The sequence below is a fragment of the Frateuria defendens genome (assembly GCF_001182895.1).
Taxonomy (GTDB): Bacteria; Pseudomonadota; Gammaproteobacteria; order Xanthomonadales; family Rhodanobacteraceae; genus Frateuria_B; species Frateuria_B defendens.
The window spans coordinates 15,146-41,962 of record NZ_LFQR01000066.1 but is presented as its reverse complement, the minus strand read 5'-3'; the positions used below and the strand labels follow the sequence as shown (position 1 = coordinate 41,962).

The window sequence follows — 26,817 nt, the reverse complement described above, 5'->3', positions numbered from 1 at the left end:
CAGCGCGGCCAGCTCGGCGGCGGCCGCGCCCTCGTCCTCGGCGCGGTAGCCGGGCACCAGTTGCAGCAGCTGGATGCGGTGCAAGGTCGCGGCGAGATCGTCCAGCACGCCGCCGAAATCGGGCGAGAAGGAAGCGATGCGCGCGCACTCCTCCAGCAGCCGTTCGCCGTCGCCCGCGGCCAGCGCGTCGAGCAGGCCGAGCACCTGGCCGCGCGCCACGCTGCCCAGCATGGCGCGCACGTCGTCCGCCTTGAGCTCGCCGCCGCCGTAGGCGATGGCCTGGTCGAGCAGCGACAGGCCGTCGCGCAGCGAGCCGTCGGCACCGCGCGCCAGCTCGCCGATCGCGGCGTCCTCGTAGGCGATGCCCTCGGCGCCCAGGATGTGCCGCATCTGCCCGGCGATCTGCTCCGGCAGCAGGCGCTTCAGGTTGAACTTGAGGCAGCGCGAGAGCACCGTCACCGGCAGCTTCTGCGGGTCGGTGGTGGCGAGCAGGAACTTCACGTGCGGCGGCGGTTCCTCCAGCGTCTTGAGCAGGGCGTTGAAGGCGGGCTTGGAGAGCATGTGCACCTCGTCCACCAGGTACACCTTGAAGCGGCCGCGCGCCGGGGCGTATTGCGCGTTCTCGATCACCTCGCGCACGTCGTCCACGCCGGTGTTGCTGGCCGCGTCGATCTCCAGCAGATCCACGAAGCGGCCCGCGTCCACCGCGGTGCACACGGCGCACTCGCCGCAGGGGTCGGCCGATTCGCCGCGCTCGCAGTTGAGCGACTTGGCGAAGATGCGCGCGATGGTGGTCTTGCCCACGCCGCGGGTGCCGGTGAACAGGTAGGCGTGGTGCATGCGCCCGGAGTCGAGCGCATTGGTGAGCGCACGCACCACATGCTCCTGCCCGACCAGTTCGGCGAACTTGCGGGGGCGCCATTTGCGCGCGAGGACTTGATAGGACATTCGCAACTACCTTGGGGCGAGGGACGATTGTGCCAAGGCGGGGGCTACAAGTCAGTAAAGGCCTTTTTCAAATCGCCTGCCTCACCTGGCCGTCGCCTTGCACAGGCATGCCGGGGGCCGTTTTCCGGGCACTGAGGTTCGTGCCAGGGCTTGGGGCCTACATGGAGCCGGCCCTGCCTCAGCAGAGCCCTACGCGAGACCCGCCCCCTCATCCCAACCTTCCCCGGTGGGGAGAAGGGGCGAACGGGCCGTGCGGGTTCGCCCCTTCCGGCCACCAGGGGACCGGTTGCGCCAGGGTTCGTGGAAGGCTGATGCTTGATGGGCGGCGGCCCCGCCAGCCACACCCCGGCACCCGAATCATCCACTACCGTTGCTTCCTTCCGGACCTGGCGGGGTTTGCGGACTATCGTCGCGGGGGGACCGACGGGGCCACCATAGACGCTGGAGGACGGTAAACCGGTCGCTCCGGATTAATTGGCGGAGAGGGCGGGATTCGAACCCGCGATACGGGGATAAGCCGTATACACACTTTCCAGGCGTGCTCCTTCAACCACTCGGACACCTCTCCGCACGCAAAGCGCTTGACGCTGCGACCGACCCGCCGGGCGGGCCGGTCCGGTTTCTTCGTGCCACCCGGACGCTTCCCCGCGTGGCGAAACCGCTCTTGCCCACCCATCCTGGCCGGCAAAGAAGCGGAAGGATAGCGAGAGCGGGAGGCCGAGACAAGGGAAGCGCGCACATCCGGCCGGCCGTGCCGGCGGCGCCGCTTCCCGCCGAGGCTGCCGCGGCGGCCTCAGCGAAGCAACGCGGGGTACTGGGAGATCATGAACAGGCTCTCAGCCGGCGTCCGCCCGCACCGGCCGCGGCGGCGGCAACGCCACCCGCTGGCCGGGGCCGGCGATGCGGTAGCCGCGCGCCGCCAGCGCCGCGCCGTCGGCCACGCTGCCGTAGTGGTAGAGCAGCAATTGCGCGCGCAGCTCCGCCGGGTATTCGCGCTCGAGGTCCTCGATGCCGGCATGGGACGGATTGCCGTGGAGGCCGCAGTCGTGCGCCACCACTTCGCCGTGCGCGGCGCGCTCGGCCAGCATCTCCGGGATCGGCCGCGTGTCGCCGGTGAAGACGAAGCTGCCCTCCAGCGCGACGCCGAAGGACGTGCCCGGCCGGTGATGGCGGGTAGGCAACACGTCGAACCACAGGCCGTCCAGCCAGAAGCCGCGCGAGCACGGCAGCAGGCGGAACGCCTCCCAGAAGTTCACGCCGCCCTCGGCCAGCACGCCCGGGTAGTCCGCCACCCGCCGCTGCAGCCACGGCAGCAGCTCCGCGTGCGCGAACAAGCGTGTGCGCCCGCGCAGCGCCTCGTCGAACCACAGCCGGCCGAACAGCCGCTCCATGCCGCCGACGTGGTCGAGGTGGGTGTGGGTGATGTAGAGCGCGCGCGGCGGCGCGCCGTAAGCGGCGAGGTAGCGGTCGAGCGTGTCGGGGCCGCAGTCGATCAAAAGCAGCGGCTCGCCGTCGCGTTCGAGCACCGCGGCGGACGAACCGAGCTCCACCGCGTGCGCGGCGCCGGTGCCGAGGAAATGCAGGTGCCAGCTCATGCGCCCAGCCTACGCGCATAGCCGTGCAGCAGCGGCGCCCAGATGCCGCGCATGAAAGCCTCTTCGCCCGGGGCGGCGGCGCCGAGCTTGCGCAACGAGCGCTGCAGCCGCTGCAGGTTGGCCAGGCGCCAGCCCTCGGCCGGCGCGCGCAGGCGGCCGCGGTCGAAGTCGATCAGGTGCAGCCCGGACGGCGCCACCAGCACGTTGTGCGCGTTGAGGTCGGCGTGCCACACCCCGGCGCGGTGGAAACGCGCGATCAATTCGCCCACCGCCTCCGCCAGCGCGGCGTCCAGCCGGCCCGCCGCCAGGCATTGGGCCAGCGTGGCGGCCTCGTCGATGCGGCGGGTGATGAGGTCGGCGGTGTAGAACAGGCCCCGCCGCCGGTAGCGCGCGGCCACCGGTTGCGGGCCGGGCAGGCCAAGCTCGGCCATGCGCGCAAGCAGGCGGAACTCGGCGAAGCTGCGCGTGGCGTCCCGCCCCCGCCAGAGGTAGCGGTCGCCCAGCCACGCCGCGACCAGCCCGCCGCGGCGGTAATGGCGCAGCACGCAGGCGCCGGCCGGGGTGTCGATCACCGCCACGCCACCGCGTCCGCCGGCCTGCGTGCGCAGCGCGCCGCGCGAGCGCCAGTGCGCGGGCGAGAACCATGCCTCGTCCGCCTGCGGCGCCAGCGCCGCGTCGAACAGCAGCGCGCCGTCCGTGCCTTCGTGCAGGTGTTCCTGCATCATTCCGCCTCGTTACCCGTAACGGCCCACCGATTCATGACCGGCGATAGTAGCCCAAGCCCCCTTCCCGCTCCCGCCTCGCTCTGCCTGCTGCGCACCTCCGCCCTTGGCGACGTCACCCACGTGGTGCCGCTGGTGCGTACGCTGCAGGCGGCCTGGCCGCAGACCGCGCTGACCTGGATCGTCGGCAAGCTGGAACGCAAGCTGGTCGGCGATCTGCCCGGCGTGGCGTTCGTCACCTTCGACAAGGGCCAGGGCTGGGCCGGCATGCGCGCGGTGCACGCGGCGCTGCGCGGGCGCCGCTTCGACGCGCTGCTGCAGATGCAGGTGGCGCTGCGCTCCAACCTGCTCAGCCTCGGCGTCCGTGCGCGGCGGCGCATCGGCTACGACCGCGACCGCTCGAAGGACCTGCACGGCCTGGTGGTCAACGAGCGCATCCCCGCCCGCACCGGCGAACACGTGCTCGACGCCATCGGCAGCTTCTGCGAGCCGCTGGGCCTCAAGCAGACCGCGGTGCGCTGGGACATCCCTATCCCCGAAGAAGCCCACGCCTGGGCCGCCGCGCAGCTGCCCGGCGACACGCCCACGCTGCTGGTGAGCCCCACCTCCAGCCACGCCCTGCGCAACTGGCGGCCGGAGCGCTACGCGGCGGTGATGGACCACGCCGCCGCGCGCGGCTGGCGCGTGGCGCTGATCGGCGGGCCCTCGCCCGGCGAACGCGCGATGGCCGACGCCATCCTCGCCGCCAGCACGCGCGCGCCGCTCGACCTCACCGGCAAGGACACGCTCAAGCAGCTGCTCGCCCTGCTCACTCGCGCGCCGCTGCTGCTCACGCCCGATTCGGGCCCCATGCACATCGGCAACGCGGTGGGCTGCAAGGTGCTGGGCCTGCACGCGGCCAGCAACCCGCACCGCTCCGGGCCCTATTCGGACCGGCGCTGGTGCGTGGACAAGTACGACGCCGCCGCCCGCAAGTACCTGCACAAACCCGCCAGCGAGATTCCCTGGGGCAGCAAGATCGAGTACCCCGGCGTGATGGACCTGATCGGCGTGGACGAGGTGGTCGAGCGCTTCGAGGCGGCCTCGCAGGAGCTGGGTTTTGGCTAGCTGCGCGGCGGCGGCGGAGCCGATGCGGCCACACCCGGCCGGCACGCCTCCGTCAAAGGCTCCGGCGCAGTTGCAGCAGCGGGTATGGGCGCCCGTCGCCATCGACGTCGGTGCGGCCGGTCTGGCGGAACCCCAGGTGACGATAGAAGCCCACGGCCTGCGCGTTCTGCTCGTTCACCTCGACCGTCAGCACCCCCGCCGGCGTGGCCAGCCGCGCGGCGTGGGCGACCAGCCGCGCGCCGATGCCCTGCCCGTGCCGGTCGGGATCGACGAACAGCGCCTCGATGTGCGCGGCGGAGACGGCCATGAAGCCGAGCGGCCGGCCCGTCTCGTCCACCACCACCCAGAACGTCGCCTGGACGACGTAGCGCTCGACGATGGCCTCGATCGCCGCGAAGTCCTCCGGCGAGAGGAAGTGGTGCGTGGCGCGCACGGCCCGGCGCCAGATGTCGAGCAGCGCCAGGGCGTCCTCCTCGTTCGAGGCGCGAAGATCCACGGTAGGCTCAGCCTGCGGCCGGGCTGTAGTCCTGGTAGGACTTCTCCTCCACCAGCTGGGAGCCGAGCTTGAGATTGATCTCGCGCTTCACCGCCGCGCGCTCGTCGTTGCGGAAGTACACCGAGCGCGCCAGTTCGATGAACTCCTGGTCGAAGGCCTGCGCCTTCTCCTTCAGGCGGATGCGGTCCTCGATGTCCCACAGCGCCTCGTTCACCGCCAGCAGGCGGCCGCGCTCGTCGGCGATGTCGGTGGCGGAGGCGGCATCGTTGGCCCAGGTGGCGTTGAGCAGGTCGAGCTCGTTGCGCACGTTGGCGAGCTTGCCCGCGTCGGTGATCTGCCGCGACTTGATCTCCAGGATGGTGATCTTGTCGATCAGCTCGCCGTAGGACACCGGCACTTGGATGAGGCTCATGGGTACTCCGCGAAGTCAGCAGGAAGGCATGGCGCGCCCCCGGACGGGCTCGGCCAGACATGCATCATAATGAACTCGCGCCCCGCCCGCGGCAGCCCGCCGCGTCCCATGGCGCGGCGGGCGCTTGAACGGAGGTTCACGCGGCACCGCTAGACTCGGCGCCGCCCCACACACGATTCCCAAGGAGCCGTCATGACGATCCATCGCCTTCTCCCCCTCGCCCTCGGCGCCACCCTGGCCCTGGCGACCGCCGGCGCCGCGGCGCAGTCCTCGGTCGCCCCCCGTGCCGGCAGCGGCGTGCTGGTGCGCAACGACGGCATCTACCTGCGCTGCGACGAATGCGGCACGGTGCAATCGATCGAGCGCAACGTGGTGCAGGGCCGCCAGCACGGCACCGCCGGCGCCATCATCGGCGCGGTGGCCGGCGGCGTGCTCGGCAACCAGGTCGGCCAGGGCAAGGGCCGCAAGCTGGCCACGGTGGCGGGCGCGGTCGGCGGCGGCATCGCCGGCAACCGCATCGGCAAAGGCGGCGGCGGCGAGACCTATACGCTGCGCATCCGCATGGGCAACGGCAGCTACAGCAACGTGACCGTGCCCGACGCCAGCACCATCCGCGAAGGCGACCTCGTCAGCGTGGATGCCAACGGCAACGTGACGCGCGTGCGCTGAAAATCGCGCCCTCGCGTTACCGACAACGGCCGCCTTCGGGCGGCCGTTTTTGCTTAGAGCCTGTTCAAAGTCTCTCCCACCTGCACCCCCCCCTGCGTGCAGGGGAGGAGCCAAGCCGCGTCAACGGCAATACTTTGAACAGGCTCTTAGGTTTTTTTGCTTAGCGTCTGCTGGCCGGCGGAGCGAGTCGCTTGTGCCGGCTCGCCCGCGGCAGGCTTTCGGCCGCCGGCAGTCCCGGCCAAAAGCCGGCCAGCCCACGACAAGGCTTCAACAACACGCGACACGCCTTCCTGGCCAGCAAAAAAGAGCGTGTCTCCGTGCCAGGCGCGAAACAAGCACCGGCTCAAGGTCGATGCACCGCCGCGATGCGCGCAACCACCCCCTCGAAGAAACCCTCGTCCAACTCCGCCCTCACCGGCACCGACCACCACCCCGCGCCGGCAAAACGCCGGCACTTCACTGCGTCCTTCTCGGTCATCAGCACCGCGCGCGCATCGCCGAAGGCGAGGTCGGCCGGCTCGAAGGCATGGTGGTCGGGAAAAGGATGCTCGATCACTTCGACCCCCTGCCCGCGCAGGCTGTCGAAGAAGCGTGCCGGATGGCCGATCGCCGCCACCGCATGCACCGCCTGGCCGGCGAAGTCCGACAGCGGCCGCTCGCCGCCGTCGGACAAGGCCCGCGCGGTGCCGCCGCGCAGGCGCATCGCCACTTCGCCCGGCTCCGCCCGGCCGCCGTTGCAGACGCGGAAATCGACCGTGCCCAGGCGCTCCATCGGCTCGCGCAGCGGCCCGGCCGGCAGCAGCCGGCGGTTGCCGAAGCGGCGCGCGCCGTCGATCACGCAGATCTCCACGTCGCGCGCCAGGCGGTAGTGCTGCAGGCCGTCGTCCGCGATCACCACGTCGCAACCCGCGTCGAGCAGGCGCTGCGCCGCCGCCGGGCGCTCTCGCCCCACCGCCACCGGCACGCCGCTGGCGCGGATCAGGCAGGGTTCGTCGCCCACCTCGGCGGGGTCGGGGTGCTCGCCGAGCAGGCGCGGCTCGCGCAGGCTTCCGCCGTAGCCCCGGCTCACCACGCCGGGCCGGAAGCCGCGCGCACGCAGCGCCTCGGCCAGCGCGATGGTGAGCGGGGTCTTGCCGGTGCCGCCGGCGGTGAGGTTGCCGATCACCACCACCGGCACCGGCAGGCGCACCCTGCGCAGCCGACCCGAGCGGTAGAGCCCGCGCCGCAGCGCGACCACGCCGCCGTAGAGCGCAGCCAGCGGCCGCGTCCACCACGGCACGCGGCCGCCGCCGTACCAGGCCGAGGCGAGCGTGTCGGCGAGCGCCACCGCGGCGGCCTCAGTCGGCCGGCCGGTCGTGGAACTGCATGCGGTGGAGCGCCGCGTAGTGGCCACCCAGCGCCAGCAGTTCGGCGTGCGTGCCGCGCTCGACGATGCGGCCCTGGTCCATCACCGCGATCTGGTCGGCGCCCTCGATGGTGGAGAGCCGGTGCGCGATGACCAGGGTGGTGCGGTCGCGCATCAGGCCCTGCAGCGCCTGCTGGATCAGCCGCTCCGAATGCGTGTCCAGCGCGCTGGTGGCCTCGTCCAGCACCAGGATCGGCGCGTTCTTGAGGATGGCGCGGGCGATCGCGATGCGCTGGCGCTGGCCACCGGAAAGCAGGCTGCCGTCTTCGCCGATCGGCGTGTTGAGGCCCTGCGACAGGCGCTCGATGAACTCCATCGCGTTAGCCGCCTCGGCCGCCGCCGCGATCTCGGCCTCGCTCGCCCCGGCCAGCTCGCCGTAGGCGATGTTCTCGGCCACGGTGCCGTCGAACAGCACCACGTGCTGCCCCACCCACGCGATCTGCCGGCGCAGCGAAGCGAGGGTGTAGGACTCGTAGTCTTCCCCGTCCAGCACGATGCGCCCGGAACTCGGCGCATAGAAGCGCGGCAGCAGGCTCACCAGGCTGGTCTTGCCGCTGCCGGAGCGCCCGACCAGGGCGGTGACCGAACCGTGCGGGCAGAGGAGGCTGATGTCCTGCAGCACCTGCGCGGTGGAGTTCTCGTAGGCCAGGCCCACGTGCTCGAAACGCAGGTCGCCGCGGCTGCGCGCGAGCGTGCGCGTGCCGGCGTCGCGCTCGGGCGGCAGGTCCATGGTCTCGAACAGTTCCTCCGCCGCCGCCACGCCGCGCTGGATGTCGCCCTGCACGTTGGTGAGGCGCTTGAGCGGCGTCATCAGGCCGGCCATGGCGAACATCACGGCGGTGAACGTGCCGGCCGTCATGCTGTCGATCTGCCACGGCCGCGTCGCCAGCCACACGATGCCGGCCAGCGCCAGCGCCGCGGTGGTCTGCACCATCGCGCTCGACAGCGCGCTGGTGGAGGAGATCTTGAGGTTGAACTGCGCGGTGCGCTCGGCCACCTCGTCGAAACGGCGCTGCTCGCCGGCCTGGGCGCCGTAGATGCGCACCTCGCGGTGGCCGTCCACCGCCTCGCGCACGGAGCCGGCCACCGAGCCCATGGTGTTCTGCACGCGCCGGCTGATGCGCCGGTAGCGGCGGCTGATCCAGGTCACCACGCCGACCATGCTCGGCACCATCAGCAGCAGCGCCAGGGTGAGGTAGGGGCTGTTGACCAGCATGGTGCCGATCAGGCCCACCACCAGCAGGCTGTCCTGCACCATCGACTTGAAGGCCGTGGTGGATGCCTTGGCGACCTGGTCGGAGGTGTAGGTGATGCGCGAGATCTGCTGGCCGGACGCCTCGCGCGCGAAGAACGGCACCGGCAGGCGCAGGTAGCTGGCGAACACGTCCTTGCGGATGTCCTGCACCACGCTGCGGCTGAGCACGCCCATGCCGTAGTCGGAATAGTAGGAAGCGAACGCGCGCACCACGGCGATGATCAGGATGAGGACCGGCAGCCAGAAGATCGTGCCCGGATCCTTCTCCACGAACAGGCCGTCGATCATCGGCTTGATCATCTGCACGAACGCCGTCTGGCCCGCGGCATCGACGATCAGGCCGACCACAGTAGCCATGCCGATCCAGCGATAGGGTCTCAGGTAACCGAGCAGCCGCCGGTAGATCGCCCAGGTCTGCCCCCAGTCGATCTTCTTCGTCTTCTTGTCGCCGCTCACTGCGTGTCCGACCTGTCTGGCGTCGTGGCGATGGAGAGGTGCGTGAAGCCGAGTTGGCCCAGCGCGTCCATCGCCGTTACCACGTGCTGGTGGGTGGTCTGCGCGTCGGCGCGGATCACCACCTGGCGCTGGCGGTCCTCGCCGGCCGCGCGGGCGATGGCCTGCTTGAGCGGCTCCACGCCCTCGCCCATCACCTCGTCGCTGCCCACGTAGAAACGGCCGTCGCGCTCCACCATCACGGTGAGCGCCGGCGCCTGCATGTCGCGCTCCTCCGCGCTGGCCTTGGGCAGCGTCACCTGCATGCGCGAGTGCTCCACGAAGGTGGTGGTGAGCACGAAGAACATCAGCAGGGTCAGCAGCACGTCGATCAGCGAGATCACGTTGATCTCCACCTCGTCCTGCCGGCGGTCGTTGCCGATACGCATGGCTCAGCCCGCGTCCGTGCCGGCCGTGGCCGCCGCGCGGCGGGTGCGCGGCGCGGGCGCCGCCACGGTGAGGTCGTCCAGCAGCAGCGTGGCCTGCTTCTCCATCTCCACGCAGTAGCCGGCCACCTTGGAGCGGAAGTAGCGGTGCAGCACGTAGGCGGGGATGGCCACCACCAGGCCGGTGGCGGTGCAGATCAGCGCCTCGCCGATGCCGCCGGCCATCTTGGTCGGATCGGCCATGCCGCCGTTCATCACCTGCATGAACATCCGGATCAGGCCGATCACGGTGCCGAGCAGGCCGAGCAGCGGACCGATCAGCGCGATGGTGCCGAGCGTGTTGAGGTAGCGCTCCATGCGGTGCACCACATGGCGGCCGGTGTCCTCGATGCGCTCCTTGATGAGCTCGCGCGGCCGGTTGCGCACGGCCAGCGCCGCGGCCAGCAGCTCGCCCAGCGGCGAACCGGCGGCCAGCGTATCCAGGTGCGCCGGATCGAGCTGGCCGCCGGCGGCCCACTGGCGCACTTCCTGGCCCAGGCCCTCGGGCAGCACGGCCTTGCGGCGCAGCGTCCAGCAACGTTCCAGCACGATCGCCACGGCGACCGCCGAACAGATCAGGATGGGCGCCATCGCCCACCCGCCAGCCATCAATATCTCGAGCATGGCGACCCCCGCACGCAGCGCCAATGGAAAGGGCGACATCATAGCAGTCCGCTCCCGCGCGGCCGCCGCCGGCCGGCCGCGGCCGCGACCGGCGTCACAGGCCGCCTTCGCGCCAGTAGCGGCGCTGCCGCCGGCGCCAGGTCGCCTCGATCCGTGGCGGTGCATCGACCGGAAACGCCAGCGCGATCGCCCCGCTGTCGGCCGTGTTCCATACGGCGACGCCAGCCGTCGCATAGCGCTGCATGGTCTGCGGATGCGGATGGCCGAAGCGGTTGCGCCAGCCGGCCGAGACCAGCGCCAGCGCGGGCCGCGCCGCCGCGATGAAGGCGGGCGTGGAGGAATAGCGGCTGCCGTGGTGCGGCACCAGCAGCACCGTGTCGCGCCCCACACCCGCGTCGGCCACGGTGGCGGCCAGTTGCGACTCGACCCGCGCGTCGATGTCGCCGGTCAGCAGCAGCCGGCCATGCCGGCCCTCCACCTGCAGCACGCAGGAGCGCTCGTTGCCCTTGCCCGGCGCGGCCCCCGGCGGATGGAGCACGCGAAAACGCACGCCGTCCCAATCCCATGCCTGCCCCGCCTGGCACGGCCGCATCGGCAGCGGCATCTTTTCCGGCTCGCCCGCGTAACGCACGGCGTCCGGAAAGGCCGCGGCCACCGCGGCCGCGCCGCCGGCGTGGTCGTTGTCGGCGTGGCTGATCACCAGCGCATCCAGCCGCGCGATGCCGAGCGCATGGACCGACGGCAGCACCACCGCCTCGCCGAGATCGAAGCCCGAGGGATACGCCGCGCCGGCGTCGTACACCATGGCGTGCCGCGCCGTGCGCACCACCATCGACAGCCCCTGCCCCACGTCCAGCACCCAGGCCTGGAAGGCGCCGTCGGCGAGCGCCGGCCGCGGCGGCCACACCAGCGGCAGGAACAGCAGCGCCCCCAGCCAGCGCAGCGGCAGCCCGCGCGGCGCGAACAGCCACAACGCACCGAGCGTCGCCAGGGCCAGCGCCCACGGCCGTACTTCCGGCAGATACCAGTGCGCGCCGGGCCACTGCGCCATCCGTTCCAGCAGCCACCACTGCGCGTGCGCCAGCCAGCCGGCGCCGACCAGCACCGGCGCCGCCGCGGGCTGGCACAGCAGCAGCAACGCCATGCCCAGCAGCGCCATCGGCACGATCACGAAACTCACGAACGGCACCGCGACGAGGTTGGCGAGCAGGCCGACCAGCGAGGATTCGCCGAAGAACCATTGCGTCAGCGGCAACAGCGACACCGTCATCACCAACTGGCCGAGCGAGAGCTCGCGCAGGAAGCCGCGCAGCCCATGCGCCCGCGTCGCCAGACAGAGCATGAGGAACGCCACGCCGACGAAGGACAGCCAGAAGCCCGCCGCCAGCACGGCCAGCGGATCGGCCAGCAGGATCGCGAGCAAGGCCAGGGCCAGCGACTGCGCCCCGCCCGCGCCGCGGCGGCTGCAGCGCGCCAGCGCCACCACCGCGATCATCAGCAGCGTGCGCACGGTGGGCAGGCCGAAGCCGGCGAGCGCGCTGTAGCCGCCGGCCGCGACCACGGCCGCCAGCGCCTGCACCGGCCCGCGCGGCACCCGCAAGGCCAGCCGGGGACAAAGCCAGAAAACGAGGCCGGCCAGCCAGACCCCCACCACGGCCGCGACGCCGACGTGGAAGCCGGAGATCGCGATCAGGTGCGGGATGCCGTTGGCCCGCGCCACTTCCCAGTCGTGCGCGTCGAGTCCGCGCGTGTCACCCACCGCGAAGGCCCGCAGCAGGGCGGCGTCGTGCGGGTCGCGCACGCGCGCCGCGATGCCGGCGGCGATCGACGCGCGCACGCCGTCCAGGCACCAGCCCGGCGCGCCGAGCGGGTGGTTCTCGGGATCGTCGCGCACGTAACCGACGGCCGCGATGCGCCGCTCCAGCGCGCTGCGCTCGCTGTCGGCGCCACCGGGATCGATCAGGCCGCGCGGCCGGCGCAGCCGCAGATGCAGCCGCCAGCGCGCGCACGGCTGCAAGGCCGGCGCATCGTCGTACCAGGCCAGGCGCAACCGCCCGTGCAGGGCGATGGGCTTCCCGTCCACGCTGGCGGATTCCACCCGCAGCAGGAAGGCGGCGGCCTCCTGGCGGGCCAGCGGCAGCTCGTCGACGACACCGACCACCTCGACGTCGCGCCCTTCCAGCTCCGTCGGCAGGCGCAGCTCCATCGCGAGCGTGCCACGCCACGCGGCCCAGGCCACACCCAGGCACAGCACCGCGGCCCAGCGCAGGCGCGGCCAGCGCCAGCCGGCGGCCAGGGCCGCCCCCGCCAACAGGCCATCGCACCAGGGCGGCGGCAGCCGCGGCAGCCATTGCACCAGCAGCACGCCAAGCAGGAACGCCAGCGCCGCCGCCACCGCGCCCGGCCATTTCGTCATCGCGCCTCCGCCGTCCCTTGCAGAAGGGACAGGCTAGCGCGGCCTCGCCCGGCCCGGGGACGAAATCCGTGTAGGCGCCGGCCGTGGCCGTGCGCTGGCGCCGGTCAGGCCCGCGACGGCTCCTGCAGCACGCCGTTGTGCAGCACCAGGGTGCGGTCCATGCGCGCGGCCAGGCGACTGTCGTGGGTGACCAGGATGAAGCTGGTGCCGATCTCGCGGTTGAGTTCCAGCATCAGTTCGTAGACATGTGCCGCGTTGCCCTCGTCGAGGTTGCCGGTGGGCTCGTCGCCCAGCACGCAGGCCGGACGGGTCACCAGCGCGCGCGCCACCGCGCAGCGCTGGCGCTCGCCGCCGGACAGTTCCGACGGTTTGTGTTGCTGGCGCGCGCCCAGCCCGACGCGCTCCAGCAAGGCGCTGGCCTGCCGCTCCGACTCACCGATCGAGGTACCGCGGATCAGCAGCGGCATGCACACGTTCTCCAGCGCGGTGAACTCGGGCAGCAGGTGGTGGAACTGGTAGATGAAGCCCATCGAGCGGTTGCGCACGCGCCCGCGCTCGGCGTCGGAGAGGCGCGAGAGCTGATGCCCGTCCACCTCCACCTCGCCGCGGGTCAGCGTGTCCAGGCCGCCGAGGATGTGCAGCAGCGTGCTCTTGCCGGAGCCCGAAGCGCCTACGATGGCCATGGTCTCGCCGCGCTTCAGTTCGAAATTGACGTCGGCGAGCACCTCGGTGTGCAGGTCGCCCTCCTGGTAGGTCTTGGCGATGCCGCGCGCGCGCAGCACGATCCGGGAAGAGGCAGTCATCGGCTCACTCATAGCGCAGCGCCTGCGCCGGCTGCGTGCGCGAGGCGCGCCACGCGGGATACAGGGTCGCCAGCAGCGAGAACAGGAAGGTGACCAGCGCCACCCAGCCCACGTCGCTGGCCGCGAGCTTGCTGGGCAACTCGCTGATGTAATAGACGTCGGGCGAGAGGAAGGTGACGTGGAAGGTACGCTCCACCCACTTCACGATGGCCGGCAGCTGCCAAGAGAGCAGCGAGCCCAGCCCTACGCCGAAGCCGATGCCCACGAAGCCCACCAGCACGCCCTGCACCATGAACATGCCCATGATGCTGCGTGGCGTGGAGCCCAGCGTGCGCAGGATGGCGATGTCGGCCTGCTTGTCGGTCACCAGCATCATCAGCATCGAGATCAGGTTGATCACCGCCACCAGGATGATCAGCGAGAGGATGATGAACATCACGTGCTTCTCCATCGCGATGGCGGAGAAGAAGTTGGCGTGGCTGTCCATCCAGGTCTCCACGCGGTAGACCTGCCCCAGCTCGTTGGCCAGTTCCTTCGCCACCGGCCGCGCGTTGAACAGGTCGTCCAGGCGCAGGCGGATGCCGGTGGGGCCGTCCAGGCCGTTGAGCCGCTCGGCGTCCTGCATGTTGACCAGGGCGAGGCCGGAGTCGAACTCCTGCATGCCCAGCTCGAAGATGCCGGCCACGTGGAAGCTGCGCAGCGTCGGCACGCTGCCGGTGAGCGGCGTGGAGCGGAACTGCGGCACCGCCACGGTGACGCGGTCGCCCACGTCCACGCCCAGGGTCAGCGCCAGCTCACGGCCCAGCACGATGTTCCAGCTCTTGGGCGTCAGCTCGGCGAGGCTGCCGGCGACCATATGCGTGCCGATGTCGGAAACCTTCGGCTCCAGCGCCGGCTCGACGCCACGCACCAGCGCGCCGCTCGGGCGCCGCGCCTGCAGGAAGGCTTCGGTTTCCACGTAGGGCGCCGCGCCCCGCACGTGCGGGTTGGCCTCGGCCACCTGCACCGCGCGTGGCCAGGCCTGCACGCTCTCGCCCGGCAGGCCCGACACGGTGGCGTGCGAGATCGCGCCCAGGATGCGCGAGCGCAGCTCGTCGTCGAAGCCGTTCATCACCGACATCACGGTGATCAGCGCGGTCACGCTGATGGCGATGCAGACGATGGAGACGGTGGAGATGAAGGAGATGAACTGGTTGCGGCGCTTGGCGCGCGTGTAGCGCAGGCCGATGAAAAGCTCGAGGGGTCGGAACATGGGCGGGTCGCTTTGGGTCCTTGGGGGCTGGCCGCCCTGGCGGGCATTATCGGCTATTCGCTACGGACCGTGCGGCGCGCGGAAAGTGCCTGCGGCATCCGATTCATCCTCGTGCGCCGTCGCCAGCCGCATGCGCAGCCGGCGGCGCAGGTCGGCATCGCTGTTGTCGCCGGCCAGCAGCAGCGCCGTTGCGTGGCCCCGTGCATCGACCAGCCGCAGCAGCACCAGCGGACCGAGCACCCGGTGCGAAGCCAGCCGTGCCGGCACGTCCTCGCCGCCGGCCAGGCGCAGGGTCCAGTCGCCCTCCGCGCCCCATCCCGCCGCACTCACCGTGGACGACGCCTGCGCCCGCAGGCTGCGCCAGCCGATCGCCGCGGCGCCGCCGAGCAGCAGCCCCTGCGACCAGAGCGGCAGGCCGCTCAGCAGCACCGCCAGCATCGCCAGGACAAGCACGGCGCGCAGCGCCCGGCCGAAGCGGCGCGAAGGCCGGTAGTCAAAGCCGAGCGCGGGCGCGGATGTCATCGATGATCGCCTGCCAGTCCGCACGCGGCGCGCGGGCGTGACCCATCACCCAGTCCCACAGGTCCGGATCCTGCACGTCGAGCAGGCTCTCGAAAACTTGCAGCGTATCCGCTTCGGCGGTATCGCCGTGCGCATCCAGCCAGCCGCTGAACAGGGCGTCCAGCTCGCGGGTGCCGCGGCGGGCACGCCAGCGCAATCGCTTGAGCACGGCGTCGGTCATAGCTCGCGGCTGTTCCGCCGCCGCGCTTCCCGCTCGGCGACGAACTCGGCATGGATCTCCGGCAGCGTCTTGCGCAGGTGGTCGCCGCGCCAGGGGGCGCTGCGCGGCACCCGCCCCAGCACGCAGACGATGAGCGACTGCGTCAGCAGGAACGCGCCCACCGCAAGGTTGAACCACGCCATCCAGCGCGCGATGGCAAGCTCATCGTGGCGATGCGGCCACTGCGACACCGCCGATGCCACCACCACGATGGCGACGACGCCAGCCAGCAGGCGCATCTTCCATGACGCCCGCGGCAGCAGGAGCAAGGACGGGAACATCACGGCACCTCCCTGTTCTGGTATGGCCAGCGGAGCCGGGTGGCCGCGCGGTCAGGCCGCGCGCCGCTCCACGATCAGCTTCTTGATCTCCGCGATCGCCTTGGCCGGGTTGAGGCCCTTCGGGCAGGTGCGGGCGCAGTTCATGATGGTGTGGCAGCGGTAGAGCTTGAACGGGTCTTCCAGGTCGTCCAGGCGGGTGCCGGTGTCCTCGTCGCGGCTGTCGACGATCCAGCGGTAGGCCTGCAGCAGGATCGCGGGCCCTAAGTACTTGTCGCCGTTCCACCAGTAGCTCGGGCAGCTGGTGGAGCAGCAGGCGCAGAGGATGCACTCGTACAGGCCGTCGAGCTTCTTGCGGTCCTCCGGCGACTGCAGGCGCTCGCGGTCCGGCGCCGGGCTCTGCGTGCGCAGCCACGGCTTGATCGAGGCGTACTGGGCGTAGAAATGCGTGAGGTCGGGCACCAGGTCCTTCACCACCGGCATGTGCGGCAGCGGGTAGATCTTCACCTCGCCCGAGCCGCAGTCCTCGATGGCCTTGGTGCAGGCCAGCGTGTTGGTGCCGTCGATGTTCATCGCGCAGGAGCCGCAGATGCCCTCGCGGCAGGAGCGGCGCAGCGTCAGCGTCGGGTCGATCTCGTTCTTGATCTTGAGCAGCGCGTCCAGAACCATCGGGCCGCACGCGGCCAGGTCCACCTCGTAGGTGTCGATGCGCGGGTTCTGGCCGTCGTCCGGCGTCCAGCGGTAGATGCGGAAGGTGCGCGGCGTCTTGGCGCCCTTCGCCGGATAGTGCTTGCCCTGCTGGACCTTGGAATTCTTGGGTAGCGTGAATTCGGCCACGTTTGCCTCACTCCATCGTGCTAGCCGTAACAGCTCGTCTGGCGAGCGCCGGTACAACGTTCAAAGAAACCCGATCGACACCTGCCCGACCGGTGCCAGCCCCATCAATACACGCGCTTCTTCGGCGGCACCACGTCCACGTCGCCGGTCAGGGTATACATGTGCACCGGGCGGTAGTCGAAGCCGGCCTTGCCCGCCTCGTCCACCGACACCAGGGTGTGCTTCTGCCAGTCGTGGTCGTCGCGGTCGGGGAAGTCCTCGCGGGCGTGCGCGCCGCGGCTCTCCGGGCGCTGCTCGGCCGAGTACATGGTGGCCACCGCCTGCCCGAGCAGGTTGGACAGCTCCAGCGTCTCGGTGAGGTCGGAGTTCCACACCAGCGAGCGGTCGCTGACGGCCACGTCCTTGAACGACTCGTAGACCTCGGAAATCTTCCTGCAGCCCTCCTTCAGCGTCTCGCCGGTGCGGAACACCGCGGCGTCCTTCTGCATCGTGCGCTGCATTTCGGCGCGGATCTTCGCCGTGGGCGTGCCGCCCTTGGCGTGGCGCAGGCCGTCGAAGCGCGCCAGCGCCTTGTCCAGCGCGCTGGCCGGCAGGTCCTTGTGCGGCGCGCCCGGCTTGATCAGCTCGGCGCAGCGGTTGGCCACCGCGCGGCCGAACACCACCAGGTCGAGCAGCGAGTTGGAGCCCAGGCGGTTGGCGCCGTGCACCGACACGCAGGCCGCCTCGCCGATGGCGAACAGGCCCGGCACCACCGCGTCCACGTCGTCGCCGCGCTTCTGCACCACTTCGCCGTGGTAGTTGGTGGGGATGCCGCCCATGTTGTAGTGCACGGTGGGAATGACCGGGATCGGTTCGCGCGTCACGTCCACGCCGGCGAAGATGCGCGCCGACTCGGCGATGCCCGGCAGGCGCTCGTGGATCACCTCCGCGCCCAGGTGCATCAGGTTGAGGTGGATGTGGTCGGTGTGCTCGCCGACGCCGCGGCCCTCGCGGATCTCGATGGTCATCGCGCGGCTCACCACGTCGCGCGAGGCGAGATCCTTGGCGTTGGGGGCGTAGCGCTCCATGAAGCGCTCGCCCTTGGCGTTGGTGAGGAAGCCGCCCTCGCCGCGCACGCCCTCGGTGATCAGGCAGCCGGCGCCGTAGATGCCGGTGGGGTGGAACTGCACGAACTCCATGTCCTGCAGCGCCAGGCCCGCGCGCAGCACCATGCCGCCGCCGTCGCCGGTGCAGGTGTGCGCCGAGGTGGCGCTGAAGTAGGCGCGGCCATAGCCGCCGGTGGCCAGCACCACGGCCTGGCCGCGGAAGAAGTGCAGCGTGCCCTCGTTCATGTCCAGCGCCAGCACGCCGCGGCACACCCCCTCTTCGTCGAAGATCAGGTCGATCGCGAAGTACTCGATGAAGAACGAGGCGTCGTGCGCCAGCGCCTGCTGGTAGAGCGTGTGCAGGATGGCGTGGCCGGTGCGGTCGGCCGCGGCGCAGGTGCGCTGGGCGGTGCCCTTGCCGTAGTGCGTGGTCATGCCGCCGAACGGGCGCTGGTAGATCTTGCCCTCCTCGGTGCGCGAGAACGGCACGCCGTAGTGCTCGAGCTCCAGGATGGCCGGGATCGCCTCGCGGCACATGTACTCGATGGCGTCCTGGTCGCCCAGCCAGTCCGAGCCCTTGATGGTGTCGTAGAAGTGGAAGCGCCAGTCGTCCTCGCCCATGTTGCCGAGCGCGGCCGAGATGCCGCCCTGCGCCGCCACCGTGTGCGAGCGGGTCGGGAACACCTTGGTGATGCAGGCGGCCTTGAGGCCCTTCTCGGCCAGGCCGAAGGTGGCGCGCAGGCCGGCGCCGCCGGCGCCGACCACGATCACGTCGTACTTATGCTGTTGGATCTTGTAGCTTTCCATCGACCTCAGGCTCCCAGCGCAATGCGCAGCACGGCCAGCACGCTCGCCAGCGCGCCGAGCACCGCGAGGAACTTGATCAGCACCAGCAGGACCACTTCCTTCCAACGGGTGTGCACGTAGTCTTCGATCACCACCTGCAGGCCGAGCACGGCGTGCCAGAACGCGGCGACGACGAAGGCGATCAGCAGCAGCGCGTTCCACGGCCGGGCGACCGTGGCCTTGGCGGTGGCGTAGTCGGCATGCAGCAGGCCGAGCGCGGTGACCACCAGCCACAGGCCGAGCGCGACCAGCGCCACGGCGGTCACGCGCTGCGTCCACCAGTGGCCGACGCCGGACTGCGCCGAGCCCAGGCCGCGCGCACGCTTGATCGGGTTGCGCAGGTCCTTCGACAGATCCTTCGCGTTCGCGCTCATGCCGCACCTCCCGCCGTCAGCACATAGGCCCAGACGATCACCGTCAGCACGATGCTGCCGATCACCGACAGCCAGCTCGAGCGCACGAACTGCGCGATGGTGTAGCCCGCGCCGGTGTCCTGCACCAGGTGCCGGATGCCATTGCACAGGTGATAGAAGAAGGCCCAGGTCCAGCCGAACAGCAGCAGCAGGCCGAGCGGGCTGCCCGCGCAGGCCTTGAAGGCCGCGAAGCTGTCCGCGCCGCCGGCCAGCGCCAGCAGCCCCCACACCAGCACGAGGGTGCCGGCGGCCAGGGCGATGCCGGTGGCGCGGTGCAGGATGGACGTGACCATCTGCACCTGCCAGCGATAGATCTGAAGATGGGGAGAGAGCGGTCGTCGCGTGTCTGCCATGGTGGCTATCCCGGGGTGGAATCGCTGTCGTCCGACCGCCGCTTCAGCGGTGCGCCGCCGGTTCGCGCCGGCCGGCGACCTCAGAAGTCGATGCAGCGCCCGTTCTTTTCCCAATCGCCATAGCGGGTGGGATCAGGCGCGGCCCGCTCCGGCCGAACCTTTTCGCCCGCCGGCTGGGCAGGCGCGGCCGGTCGCTCCGCGGGGACGGAGGCTGGCGTGGTTTCGGTGTGGGAGGGCGTATCGGACATGGTTCTGTTAGCGCGGCAAGACTAATGCCTGCGACAAAACGGCACAATCTTGACAGCGGACGCCATTCGTTGTTGCGTCGCACCGAGCGCGCGCGGCGCGATTGTCCTCGCCCGCCACCGCCCCCATGCTGCACGCATGAATCAAGCGCCCCCTGCCTCGCCCATCGACGCCCTGCCCGCCCAGACCCTGCTGCTCAGCGGGCCCGACGCCGGCGCCTTCGCGCAAGCCCAGTTCAGCAGCAACCTGTCCACGCTCGACGTCGGCCACTGGCAGTTCAGCGCCTGGCTCGACGCCCAGGGCCGCGTGCGCGCGCTGTTCCAGCTCGCGCGACTGCGCGAGGACGCCTGGCTCTTGCTCCTGCGCGGCGGCGCGGCGAACGCGCTGGCCGATGCGCTGCGCAGCTACGTGCTGCGCGCGAAGCTGCGCATCGACGCCTTGCCCGCAAGCACCTTGTCCACCGGCGCCGCACTTCCCCTGCACACTCTTGCCGGCGACGAGCATCGCCTGACGCTCGGCTGCGGTGACCACAGCCTGCAGGTCGGCGCCGGCGACGCCGACGGCCAATGGCGGCTGTGGCAGATCCGCCATGGCTGGCCGTGGCTGCCCGACGAGGCGCTGGATGCGCTGCTGCCGCCGGCGCTGTCGCTCGCGCAGCTACAGGCGACCGCACTCGACAAGGGCTGCTATCCCGGCCAGGAAATCGTGGCGCGCCTGCACTACCGCGGCGGGAACAAACGGCATATGCATGGCGTCTTATTGTCGCACCCCCTGCGCGCTGGCACGGTAGTGCGCGACGACGGCCGCGAGACGCTGCGCCTGCTCGACGTGGCCCCCGCCGACGGCCACTGGGAGGCCCTGGCGGTGATCGCCGACGATGCCCTGCAGAGCGCGACGGACAACGTATTCGCAACTGCGGAAGGCGTCGCGATTACCTTGGGCACGAAGTGGCCCGCCTAGCGCGAAGGCGCACTTGCTGCGCCGCATGACACGCATCACGAACACGTGAGCACGGCGTGAATCGGATCGGCCCGGCACTTGCCATGGCCCGATCCCGCCATTAGGCTCCGCCGGCCATTGATTCAGGGACGCCCTCCAGGCGGCGTCTCCTATACGCGACGAACCGGAAGATCCGGATCGGCGCGACCCGGCGAAAAAGCCGGCGACTTAAAGATCCCCGCACGTGATGTTGCGGACCCCAGCAGGCTGGACACACAGGAGCCGCCTAGCTAACGAAAACCGGTCGACGCCGGATCAGTCGACCACGCCACAATCCCGTGGCAAATCGCGCCGACCTCAAGTTTCTGTCGGCGCGATCTCATCCAGGTGGAACGGCCTGCCCGCCCGTCCACCGCAACGGCGCGCAAGACGGTGGTTTGTCTCGCACGTACAGCACGTTGGAGGCAGACAATGAAACTTTCCCTGTTGTTGTGGCTTGCGTCCGTGCTGCCCCAACCCCTCGCCGACCAGACCTGCCTGGCGACGACGGTGTACCTGGAAGCCCGCAGTGAACCCACCATCGGCCAGATGGCCGTGGCCGAAGTGGCGCTCCGCCGCCGCGAGCGCGGCCTGTGGGGCGACACCGTATGCAAGGTGGTTACCTCGCCGCACCAGTTCGCCCTCACCACCACGCCGTCCGCCTTCGAAGTCACCAACATCGAGGCCTTCCACAAGGCATGGGACATCGCCGGCCGGTCCATCACCAACTGGCAGCTACCGGCCAAGCAGCGCCGGCTGTTCGTGCCGCACGCCGACCACTTCGCCACGGTCGCGATCGTGCCGAACTGGTCGATCAACCGAAGCGGCACCACCATCGGCGAGCATCGCTTCTACGCGGTCAACTGAAGCCCGGCCCAATGAAAAAGAAAAGGCCCTCCAGCGGAGGGCCTTTTTGTTTGGACATCCAGACGTTTTTACGTCTATCTCACGTAGACATGGTCGCCGCGCACCTCGACATAGTCGCCGGAACGCACGCGCGGGTCTTCGCGCTGGGTGACGGTGGCGTACTGCCCGTCGTCCAGCCGCACGACGATGCGCCAGGCGGGAGTGTCCCCGCCGCCGCTGCGCTGGCCGACCTGGTTGCCGACCACGCCGCCCGCGACCGCGCCGGCCACGGTCGCGGCCGTGCGTCCCTCGCCCTTGCCGACCGTGCTGCCCAGCACGCCGCCGGCCACCGCACCGATGACCGCACCCAGCGTGCCGCTGCCGCCGCCGCGCACGTAGACCTGCTGCACGTCCTGCACCACGCCGCAGGACTGGCAGCGGCCGCCGTAGTAGCCGCCCTCGTTGCGCGGATAGCTCCGGTAGCCGCCATTGTCGTAGGGACCGCTGGCACAGCCCGCCAGAGCCAACGCCCCGGCCAAGGCCGCAAACATTGCTTTGTTGGATCGGACGCTCATGACTGCGACTCCCTCTTCAAAGCACACCTCAGTGCGCGTCGGACACGGCGATCACGCCCTCTTCGATCTGCACGCGGTCACCCGGATCGTGATCCATGCGCGTCGTGCGGGTCACGCCGTTGTACTCGTAGCGCACGTCGTAGCCGACGATCTTGGAGGACGAGTTGCTCACCGTGTCGCAATGACGTTCGGTGGTGGTGGTGACGTTGGCCTGCTGGCGGCCCTCCTGGATCTTCTTGCCGGCATAGCCGCCGCCCACGGCGCCGGCCACGGTCGCCAGCGTGCGGCCCTTGCCGCCGCCGACCTGGTTGCCGAGCACGCCGCCCAGCACCGCACCGATGGCGGTACCCGCGATCTGGTGCTGATCCTTGGGCGGTTCGGAGTGGGTGACCACCTCGTCGCGGCAGACCTGCTTGGGATTGTTCACCGTCTGGCGCACCGGTTCGACGCTCACCACCTTGGCGTACTTCGGACCGGCCGGTGCCGCCTCCGGCGCCGGCGCGGCGGCGGCCTGCGGAGGCGCCCCCGCGCCGGCATCGGCGCTGGCTTCGCGGTTGCAAGCCGAAAGGCCCATCGCGAGCGCTGCCGCGATGCCCACGTTAAGCGCATTGACCATCAACCTGTTCATGCTGAATCTCCTCGTTGAATGCGGCTCAGGCGCGCGCGCCATGCGCGTTCCCGGCATCCTGCGAAAGTATTGAACGGTCGTCATACTGAATACCACCTAGACCGTCGCGATCACGATTCATCAACGCCGCCGCGACCGATCCGTCACGGTTTCATCACGCGGCCGGCGCGGGAAAAACGGAGCCATGCTGGAACTTGCCGACAGCCATATCCACCTCGACGACCGGGCCTTCGACGGCGACCGCGACCGAGTGCTCGCACGCGGCGCGGCCGCCGGCGTGCACACCTGCATCGTGCCCGGCGTCGACGCCGCAAGCTGGCCGCGCATCAAGCGGCTGGCGGAAGAAATCCCGGCGGTCCGTCCCGCCTACGGCCTGCACCCGATGTACGTCGCGCAGCACCGGCCGGAACACCTGGCCCAGTTGCCCGACTGGCTGGCCGAGCCGGACACCGTCGCCGTGGGCGAGATCGGCCTGGATTTCTACGTGCAGGAGGCGGACCCCGAACGGCAGCGCCATTACTTCCACGCGCAATTGCAGCTCGCGCGCGAGCGCGGCCTGCCGGTGATCCTGCACGCCCGCCGCGCGCTGGAGGAAATCATCCACACCCTGCGCCGCCTGCCCGGCCTGCGTGGCGTAGTGCACAGTTTCAGCGGCAGCGAGGAACAGGCGCGGCAGCTGTGGCAGATGGGCTTCCACCTCGGCATCGGCGGGCCGGTGACCTACGAGCGCGCGCAGCGCCTGCGCCGCATCGTGGCGCGCATGCCGCTCGAATTCCTGCTGCTGGAAACCGATGCCCCCGACCAGCCCGGCGCCGGCCATCGCGGCCTGCGCAACGAGCCGGCCTACCTGACCGAAGTGCTGGACTGCGTGGCCGCGCTGCGCGGCGAGGACCGCGCCGCGCTGGCCGCCGCCACCACCGCCAATGTGCGCGCGCTGTTCGGTCTCGACCGGCTGGCGCCGCCCCATACACCTGTCCAGCCGCCAGCCGGCTGATGCGCTTGCCCCGCCTGCGCGCCGCTGCTACGTTTATTCACCCATGAACTATATCTTGAAGAAATGACGCGGCTGGCGCATCGCATCGACATGCTGGACGAGGGCGTGGAGCGCGCCCGCCAGATCGTCCCCGACCTTCCGGTCGCCGAGGTGACGCTGGCCCGCCTGCTGCTGATGGTGGGCGGCGGCCTGCAGGAAGAGCTGGAGCGCAAGCTCAAGCCGCACAAGCTCGGCGACAGCGACTTCCGCACCCTCATCGCGCTGTTCAGCCACCCCGACGGCAGCTCCACGCCGAGCGAGCTGTGCCAGTTCGCGGCACAGGGGCCGACCAACATGACCCGCATCACCAATGCGCTGGTCAAGCGCGGCCTGATCACGCGCGGCCACAGCGAGGCGGACCGGCGCCAGGTGGTGATCCGCATCACGGCGGACGGCCGCCGTTTCGTGCGCAAGCTGCTGCCCCCGATGTTTCCCCGCGCGCACGCCTACTTCGCCGGCTTCAGCGAGGCCGACAAGCGCCATCTCGGCCGCCTGCTGCGCAAGCTCGCCGCCAACCTCGATCATCTCGACGCGGACGCCCAACGATGAAGGAAGTCCCGATGAAGCTCGCCCCGCCACCCGGCCGCCGGCTGCTCGCCATCGCCCTTGCGGCCGTGCTGGCGGGCTGCGCGATCCCGGCCAAGCTCGACCGCCCGGCCTTGCGCGACGACGTGCCGCTGGCCGGCCTCGACGCGCCGGCGAACGCCGCCGGCTGGCCGGACGCCGCCTGGTGGCGCGCCTACGGCGACCCGCAGCTGGACACCCTCGTCGAGCTGGCGATGAAGCGCTCGCCGGACCTCGCCCAGGCGCACACCCGGGTGCGGAACGCCGAGCAGACCGTGCGCCTCGCCGCCGCGCAAGCCGGGCTCAGCATCAACGGCAGCGCCCAGGTGACACGCCAGCGCCTCAGCGAGCACGGCCTGATGCCGGCGCAGCTGCTCGGCTTCACCTGGTATAACCAGGCCGACCTCGGCGTGCAGTTCCAGTACGACTTCGACTGGTGGGGCAAGAAGCGCGCGGCGATCGAGGCGGCGCTCGACCAGGCGCATGCCGCCGAAGCACAGCGCAGCGCCGCCGCGCTGACGATCCAGAACGCCGTTGCCGACACCTACTTCGGCTGGCTGGCCGACCGGGCACGGCTCGCGCTCGCCAGGCAGGCGGTCGCCACCCAGGAGCGGCTGGAGCGCACCGCCGAACTGCGCGTGCGCCAGGGCGTGGACCTCGCCGACACCGCGCGCCAGGCGCAGGCCCAGCTCGCCGCGACGCGCCAGCTGGCGGTGACGCTCGACAGCTCGGCGCAGATCCGCAAGGTGGCGCTGGCCGCCCTGCTCGGCATCGCGCCGGCCGAACTGCCACCGCTCGCACCGCGCCCGCTGCCCGCGGTAAACGGCGGCCTGCCGGCCGACGCGAAGCTGGACCTGATCGCCCGCCGCCCGGACATCGTCGCCAGCCGCTGGCAGGTGGAAGCCGCGCTGCGCCAGACCGACGAGGCGCGCGCGCAGTTCTTCCCCGACGTCAGCATCACCGCCATGGCCGGGCTGTCCAGCACCAACCAGGGCATGCCGGCGCTGTTCGGCGGCGGCGGCTCGAGCGGCAGCCTCGGCAATCTGTTCTCGCCCAGCAGCCGCGTGTTCGGGCTCACCCCGGCGCTGCACCTGCCGATCTTCGAGGGCGGCCGCCTGCAGGCGAACTACGGCGTCAGCCGGGCCCAGCTCGATGCCGCGGTGGCGGCCTACGACAGCACCGTGGTGGGCGCCGCGCGCGAGGTCGCCACCCAGGCGCTCGGCGCGGAGCAGCTCGCCGCCCGCCGCCGCGAACAGGCCGCCCAGGTGGCCGCCAACGAGCGCCTGCAGGCCAGCGCGCAGGCCCGCGCGCGGCAGGGCGTGCGCGACGTGCGCGAGTCGCTGGCCGCCACCGCCCAGTTGCTGCAACAGCAGGACGGCGACGTGAGCCTGCACGCCCAGGCGCTGTCCACCGACCTCGCCCTGATCAAGGCGCTGGGCGGCGGCTACCACCTGCCGCCTGCCGCCTACACCTCCTCCACCGCCGCCCCGCATCCGAACACCGGAGACGCCCATGAGCGCCACTGAGAACCCCGCCGCCCCTTCCAACGGACGCGACAACGGCCTGTCCGCCAAGGACCCGGCCAAGCGCCGGCGCGCCCTGCTGATCGTCACGGCGATCTTCGTGCTGGTCGCGCTGGCCTGGCTGCTGCTGTGGCTCCTCGTGTTCTCCACCCGGGTGAAGACCGACAACGCCTACGTGGGCGGCAACCAGGTGGCGATCTCCGCCCAGGTGCCCGGCACCGTGGTGGCGATCCTCGCCGACGACACCCAGCGGGTCGACGCCGGCCAGGTGCTGGTGAAGCTGGACAGCACCGACGCCGACGTGCGCCTGCGCCAGGCCGGCAGCGCGCTCGCCCTGGCGGTGCGCCAGGTGCGCCAGCAGACCGACTCGGCCAGCGGCGCCGACGCCCAGGTGACCGCCGCCGAGCTCGACCTGAAGAAGAACGAAGAAGACCTGCGCCGGCGCCTGCCGCTGATCGCCGAGCAGGCCGAGTCGCCCGAGATCGTGCAGCACCTGCGCGACGGCGTGGCGCAGGCCCGCGCGGCGCTGGCCACCGCCAGGGCGCAGGCCGCCGCCGCGCACGCGGCCATCGAGGGCACCGCGCTGGCCGACAACCCGGCCGTGCAGCAGGCCCGCGCCAACTTCCGCGCGGCCTGGGTGGCGGCGCAGCGCAACGCCATCCTGGCGCCGGTGACCGGCTACGTGGCCCAGCGCAGCGTGCAGCTCGGCAACAGCGTGCAGCCCGGCCAGCAGCTGATGACCGTGGTGCCGCTGCACGACCTGTGGGTGGACGCCAACTTCAAGGAGAGCCAGCTGCGCCGCCTGCGCATCGGCCAGCCGGCGAAGATCGAGGCCGACGTCTACGGCGGCGGCGTGGACTACCACGGCAAGGTGGTCGGCATCGGCGCCGGCACCGGCAGCGTGTTCTCCCTGCTGCCGGCGCAGAACGCCACCGGCAACTGGATCAAGGTGGTGCAGCGCGTGCCGGTGCGCATCGCGCTGGACGACAAGGAACTGGACCAGCACCCGCTGCGCATCGGCCTCTCCACCGACGTGACGGTGAACATCGCCGACGACTCCGGCCCGGTGCTGGCCCAGGCCCCCGTGCAGCAACCGGTGGCCGAGACCGCGGTGTACGAGCAGATGGTGCGCCGGGCGGACAAGGAGGCCGAGCAGATCATCCAGGCCAACCTGCCGCAGAACGCGCCCGCCGCCACGCGCTGAGCCCCG

30 protein-coding genes, 1 tRNA gene and 1 other RNA gene are annotated in these 26,817 nt (G+C 71.0%); 8 read left to right on the top strand and 24 right to left on the bottom strand.

All coding sequences use genetic code 11. From position 1 onward, the window contains the following. From dnaX to ACH65_RS10680, 5 genes are all read right to left on the bottom strand, one after another. The coding region (dnaX, locus tag ACH65_RS10695) for a DNA polymerase III subunit gamma/tau (protein WP_049622581.1) at positions 1–948 on the bottom strand (948 nt) is incomplete at its 3' end. 329 nt (positions 949–1,277) lie between these two features. After that, an RNA gene (gene ffs, locus ACH65_RS18565) (signal recognition particle sRNA small type) lies at positions 1,278–1,374 on the bottom strand. 49 nt (positions 1,375–1,423) lie between these two features. Beyond that, positions 1,424–1,516, bottom strand: a tRNA-Ser gene (locus ACH65_RS10690). Between the two features lie 268 nt (positions 1,517–1,784). Further along, positions 1,785–2,543 carry an MBL fold metallo-hydrolase gene (locus ACH65_RS10685; RefSeq protein WP_049622580.1) on the bottom strand — a complete coding sequence of 253 codons (759 nt, stop codon included), beginning with the start codon at positions 2,541–2,543 and terminating at the stop codon, positions 1,785–1,787. After that, positions 2,540–3,265: a 3-deoxy-D-manno-octulosonic acid kinase gene (locus ACH65_RS10680; protein WP_082190260.1), complete on the bottom strand. Its 726-nt coding sequence runs from the start codon at positions 3,263–3,265 to the stop codon at positions 2,540–2,542. The genes ACH65_RS10685 and ACH65_RS10680 overlap by 4 nt, the downstream gene beginning before the upstream one ends. Before the next feature lie 36 nt (positions 3,266–3,301). On the opposite strand from ACH65_RS10680, the gene ACH65_RS10675 reads away from it, so the two are divergent. Continuing rightward, complete coding sequence (locus tag ACH65_RS10675) at positions 3,302–4,372, top strand: glycosyltransferase family 9 protein (protein WP_049622578.1); 1,071 nt, start codon at positions 3,302–3,304, stop codon at positions 4,370–4,372. A 52-nt stretch (positions 4,373–4,424) separates the two neighbouring features. On the opposite strand, the gene ACH65_RS10670 is transcribed toward ACH65_RS10675, so the two are convergent. Further along, positions 4,425–4,868 (bottom strand): acetyltransferase, encoded by a 444-nt coding sequence (locus ACH65_RS10670; protein WP_049622577.1) that lies wholly within the window; start codon positions 4,866–4,868, stop codon positions 4,425–4,427. Positions 4,869–4,875: 7 nt separating this feature from the next. Next, a complete protein-coding gene (locus tag ACH65_RS10665; protein ID WP_049622576.1) occupies positions 4,876–5,280 on the bottom strand; it encodes a DUF6165 family protein in 405 nt (134 codons plus the stop codon). Between the two features lie 192 nt (positions 5,281–5,472). On the opposite strand from ACH65_RS10665, the gene ACH65_RS10660 reads away from it, so the two are divergent. Then, a complete protein-coding gene (locus tag ACH65_RS10660; RefSeq protein ID WP_053096236.1) occupies positions 5,473–5,949 on the top strand; it encodes a glycine zipper 2TM domain-containing protein in 477 nt (158 codons plus the stop codon). 343 nt (positions 5,950–6,292) lie between these two features. Here the strand turns inward: ACH65_RS10660 and lpxK are convergent, their stop codons facing one another. From lpxK to ACH65_RS19005, 15 genes are all read right to left on the bottom strand, one after another. After that, on the bottom strand, positions 6,293–7,276 hold the full coding sequence (lpxK, locus tag ACH65_RS10655; RefSeq protein WP_049622575.1) for a tetraacyldisaccharide 4'-kinase: 984 nt from the start codon (positions 7,274–7,276) through the stop codon (positions 6,293–6,295). A gap of 10 nt (positions 7,277–7,286) precedes the next feature. Continuing rightward, positions 7,287–8,966, bottom strand: a complete 1,680-nt coding sequence (msbA, locus tag ACH65_RS10650; RefSeq protein ID WP_237561491.1) for a lipid A export permease/ATP-binding protein MsbA — start codon at positions 8,964–8,966, stop codon at positions 7,287–7,289. Positions 8,967–9,061: 95 nt separating this feature from the next. Next, positions 9,062–9,490, bottom strand: a complete 429-nt coding sequence (locus ACH65_RS10645; RefSeq protein ID WP_049622574.1) for an ExbD/TolR family protein — start codon at positions 9,488–9,490, stop codon at positions 9,062–9,064. Positions 9,491–9,493: 3 nt separating this feature from the next. Continuing rightward, complete coding sequence (locus ACH65_RS10640; RefSeq protein WP_202594188.1) at positions 9,494–10,150, bottom strand: MotA/TolQ/ExbB proton channel family protein; 657 nt, start codon at positions 10,148–10,150, stop codon at positions 9,494–9,496. A 94-nt stretch (positions 10,151–10,244) separates the two neighbouring features. Further along, positions 10,245–12,566 carry a DNA internalization-related competence protein ComEC/Rec2 gene (locus ACH65_RS10635; protein ID WP_049622572.1) on the bottom strand — a complete coding sequence of 774 codons (2,322 nt, stop codon included), beginning with the start codon at positions 12,564–12,566 and terminating at the stop codon, positions 10,245–10,247. A 104-nt stretch (positions 12,567–12,670) separates the two neighbouring features. Next, the gene (gene lolD / locus ACH65_RS10630) at positions 12,671–13,369 is read right to left on the bottom strand and encodes a lipoprotein-releasing ABC transporter ATP-binding protein LolD (RefSeq protein WP_049622571.1); all 699 of its coding nucleotides are present in this window, start codon (positions 13,367–13,369) and stop codon (positions 12,671–12,673) included. A 4-nt stretch (positions 13,370–13,373) separates the two neighbouring features. Continuing rightward, positions 13,374–14,621: a lipoprotein-releasing ABC transporter permease subunit gene (locus tag ACH65_RS10625; RefSeq protein WP_049622570.1), complete on the bottom strand. Its 1,248-nt coding sequence runs from the start codon at positions 14,619–14,621 to the stop codon at positions 13,374–13,376. Between the two features lie 60 nt (positions 14,622–14,681). Then, positions 14,682–15,143, bottom strand: coding sequence for a hypothetical protein (locus ACH65_RS10620; protein WP_049622569.1), 462 nt, complete (start codon positions 15,141–15,143; stop codon positions 14,682–14,684). Then, a complete protein-coding gene (locus tag ACH65_RS10615; RefSeq protein ID WP_049622568.1) occupies positions 15,115–15,363 on the bottom strand; it encodes an FAD assembly factor SdhE in 249 nt (82 codons plus the stop codon). The genes ACH65_RS10620 and ACH65_RS10615 overlap by 29 nt, the downstream gene beginning before the upstream one ends. Beyond that, a complete protein-coding gene (locus ACH65_RS10610) occupies positions 15,360–15,671 on the bottom strand; it encodes a hypothetical protein (protein WP_161805610.1) in 312 nt (103 codons plus the stop codon). The genes ACH65_RS10615 and ACH65_RS10610 overlap by 4 nt, the downstream gene beginning before the upstream one ends. Positions 15,672–15,734: 63 nt before the next feature. After that, positions 15,735–16,517 (bottom strand): succinate dehydrogenase iron-sulfur subunit, encoded by a 783-nt coding sequence (locus ACH65_RS10605; protein WP_049622566.1) that lies wholly within the window; start codon positions 16,515–16,517, stop codon positions 15,735–15,737. A 104-nt stretch (positions 16,518–16,621) separates the two neighbouring features. Continuing rightward, positions 16,622–18,409, bottom strand: a complete 1,788-nt coding sequence (sdhA, locus tag ACH65_RS10600; RefSeq protein WP_049622565.1) for a succinate dehydrogenase flavoprotein subunit — start codon at positions 18,407–18,409, stop codon at positions 16,622–16,624. Between the two features lie 5 nt (positions 18,410–18,414). After that, entirely contained in the window at positions 18,415–18,822 is a 408-nt protein-coding gene (gene sdhD, locus ACH65_RS10595; protein WP_049622564.1) for a succinate dehydrogenase, hydrophobic membrane anchor protein, read from the bottom strand. Next, positions 18,819–19,214, bottom strand: a complete 396-nt coding sequence (sdhC, locus tag ACH65_RS10590) for a succinate dehydrogenase, cytochrome b556 subunit (RefSeq protein WP_049622563.1) — start codon at positions 19,212–19,214, stop codon at positions 18,819–18,821. Before sdhC ends, sdhD begins: the two co-directional genes overlap by 4 nt. 80 nt (positions 19,215–19,294) lie before the next feature. Then, complete coding sequence (locus ACH65_RS19005) at positions 19,295–19,462, bottom strand: DUF1674 domain-containing protein (RefSeq protein ID WP_082190259.1); 168 nt, start codon at positions 19,460–19,462, stop codon at positions 19,295–19,297. A gap of 136 nt (positions 19,463–19,598) precedes the next feature. Here ACH65_RS19005 and ygfZ point away from each other — a divergent pair, with 136 nt between their 5' ends. Both ygfZ and ACH65_RS10580 read left to right on the top strand, forming a co-directional pair. Further along, entirely contained in the window at positions 19,599–20,420 is an 822-nt protein-coding gene (ygfZ, locus tag ACH65_RS10585; protein ID WP_049622562.1) for a CAF17-like 4Fe-4S cluster assembly/insertion protein YgfZ, read from the top strand. A 450-nt stretch (positions 20,421–20,870) separates the two neighbouring features. Next, complete coding sequence (locus ACH65_RS10580; protein ID WP_049622561.1) at positions 20,871–21,305, top strand: cell wall hydrolase; 435 nt, start codon at positions 20,871–20,873, stop codon at positions 21,303–21,305. A gap of 74 nt (positions 21,306–21,379) precedes the next feature. Here the strand turns inward: ACH65_RS10580 and ACH65_RS10575 are convergent, their stop codons facing one another. Both ACH65_RS10575 and ACH65_RS10570 read right to left on the bottom strand, forming a co-directional pair. Beyond that, on the bottom strand, positions 21,380–21,859 hold the full coding sequence (locus tag ACH65_RS10575) for a glycine zipper 2TM domain-containing protein (protein ID WP_049622560.1): 480 nt from the start codon (positions 21,857–21,859) through the stop codon (positions 21,380–21,382). 28 nt (positions 21,860–21,887) lie between these two features. Further along, on the bottom strand, positions 21,888–22,487 hold the full coding sequence (locus ACH65_RS10570) for a glycine zipper 2TM domain-containing protein (protein ID WP_049622559.1): 600 nt from the start codon (positions 22,485–22,487) through the stop codon (positions 21,888–21,890). A gap of 187 nt (positions 22,488–22,674) precedes the next feature. Between ACH65_RS10570 and ACH65_RS10565 the strand changes: the two genes are divergently transcribed. The 4 genes from ACH65_RS10565 (at position 22,675) to ACH65_RS10550 (ending at position 26,811) form a co-directional block, all read left to right on the top strand. Further along, the gene (locus ACH65_RS10565) at positions 22,675–23,481 is read left to right on the top strand and encodes a TatD family hydrolase (RefSeq protein ID WP_049622582.1); all 807 of its coding nucleotides are present in this window, start codon (positions 22,675–22,677) and stop codon (positions 23,479–23,481) included. A gap of 63 nt (positions 23,482–23,544) precedes the next feature. After that, positions 23,545–24,069, top strand: a complete 525-nt coding sequence (locus ACH65_RS10560) for a MarR family winged helix-turn-helix transcriptional regulator (RefSeq protein ID WP_049622558.1) — start codon at positions 23,545–23,547, stop codon at positions 24,067–24,069. A gap of 11 nt (positions 24,070–24,080) precedes the next feature. Further along, entirely contained in the window at positions 24,081–25,610 is a 1,530-nt protein-coding gene (locus ACH65_RS10555) for an efflux transporter outer membrane subunit (RefSeq protein ID WP_082190257.1), read from the top strand. After that, a complete protein-coding gene (locus tag ACH65_RS10550; RefSeq protein ID WP_049622556.1) occupies positions 25,597–26,811 on the top strand; it encodes an HlyD/EmrA/EmrK family protein in 1,215 nt (404 codons plus the stop codon). The genes ACH65_RS10555 and ACH65_RS10550 overlap by 14 nt, the downstream gene beginning before the upstream one ends. The last annotated feature ends 6 nt before the right edge of the window (positions 26,812–26,817 follow it).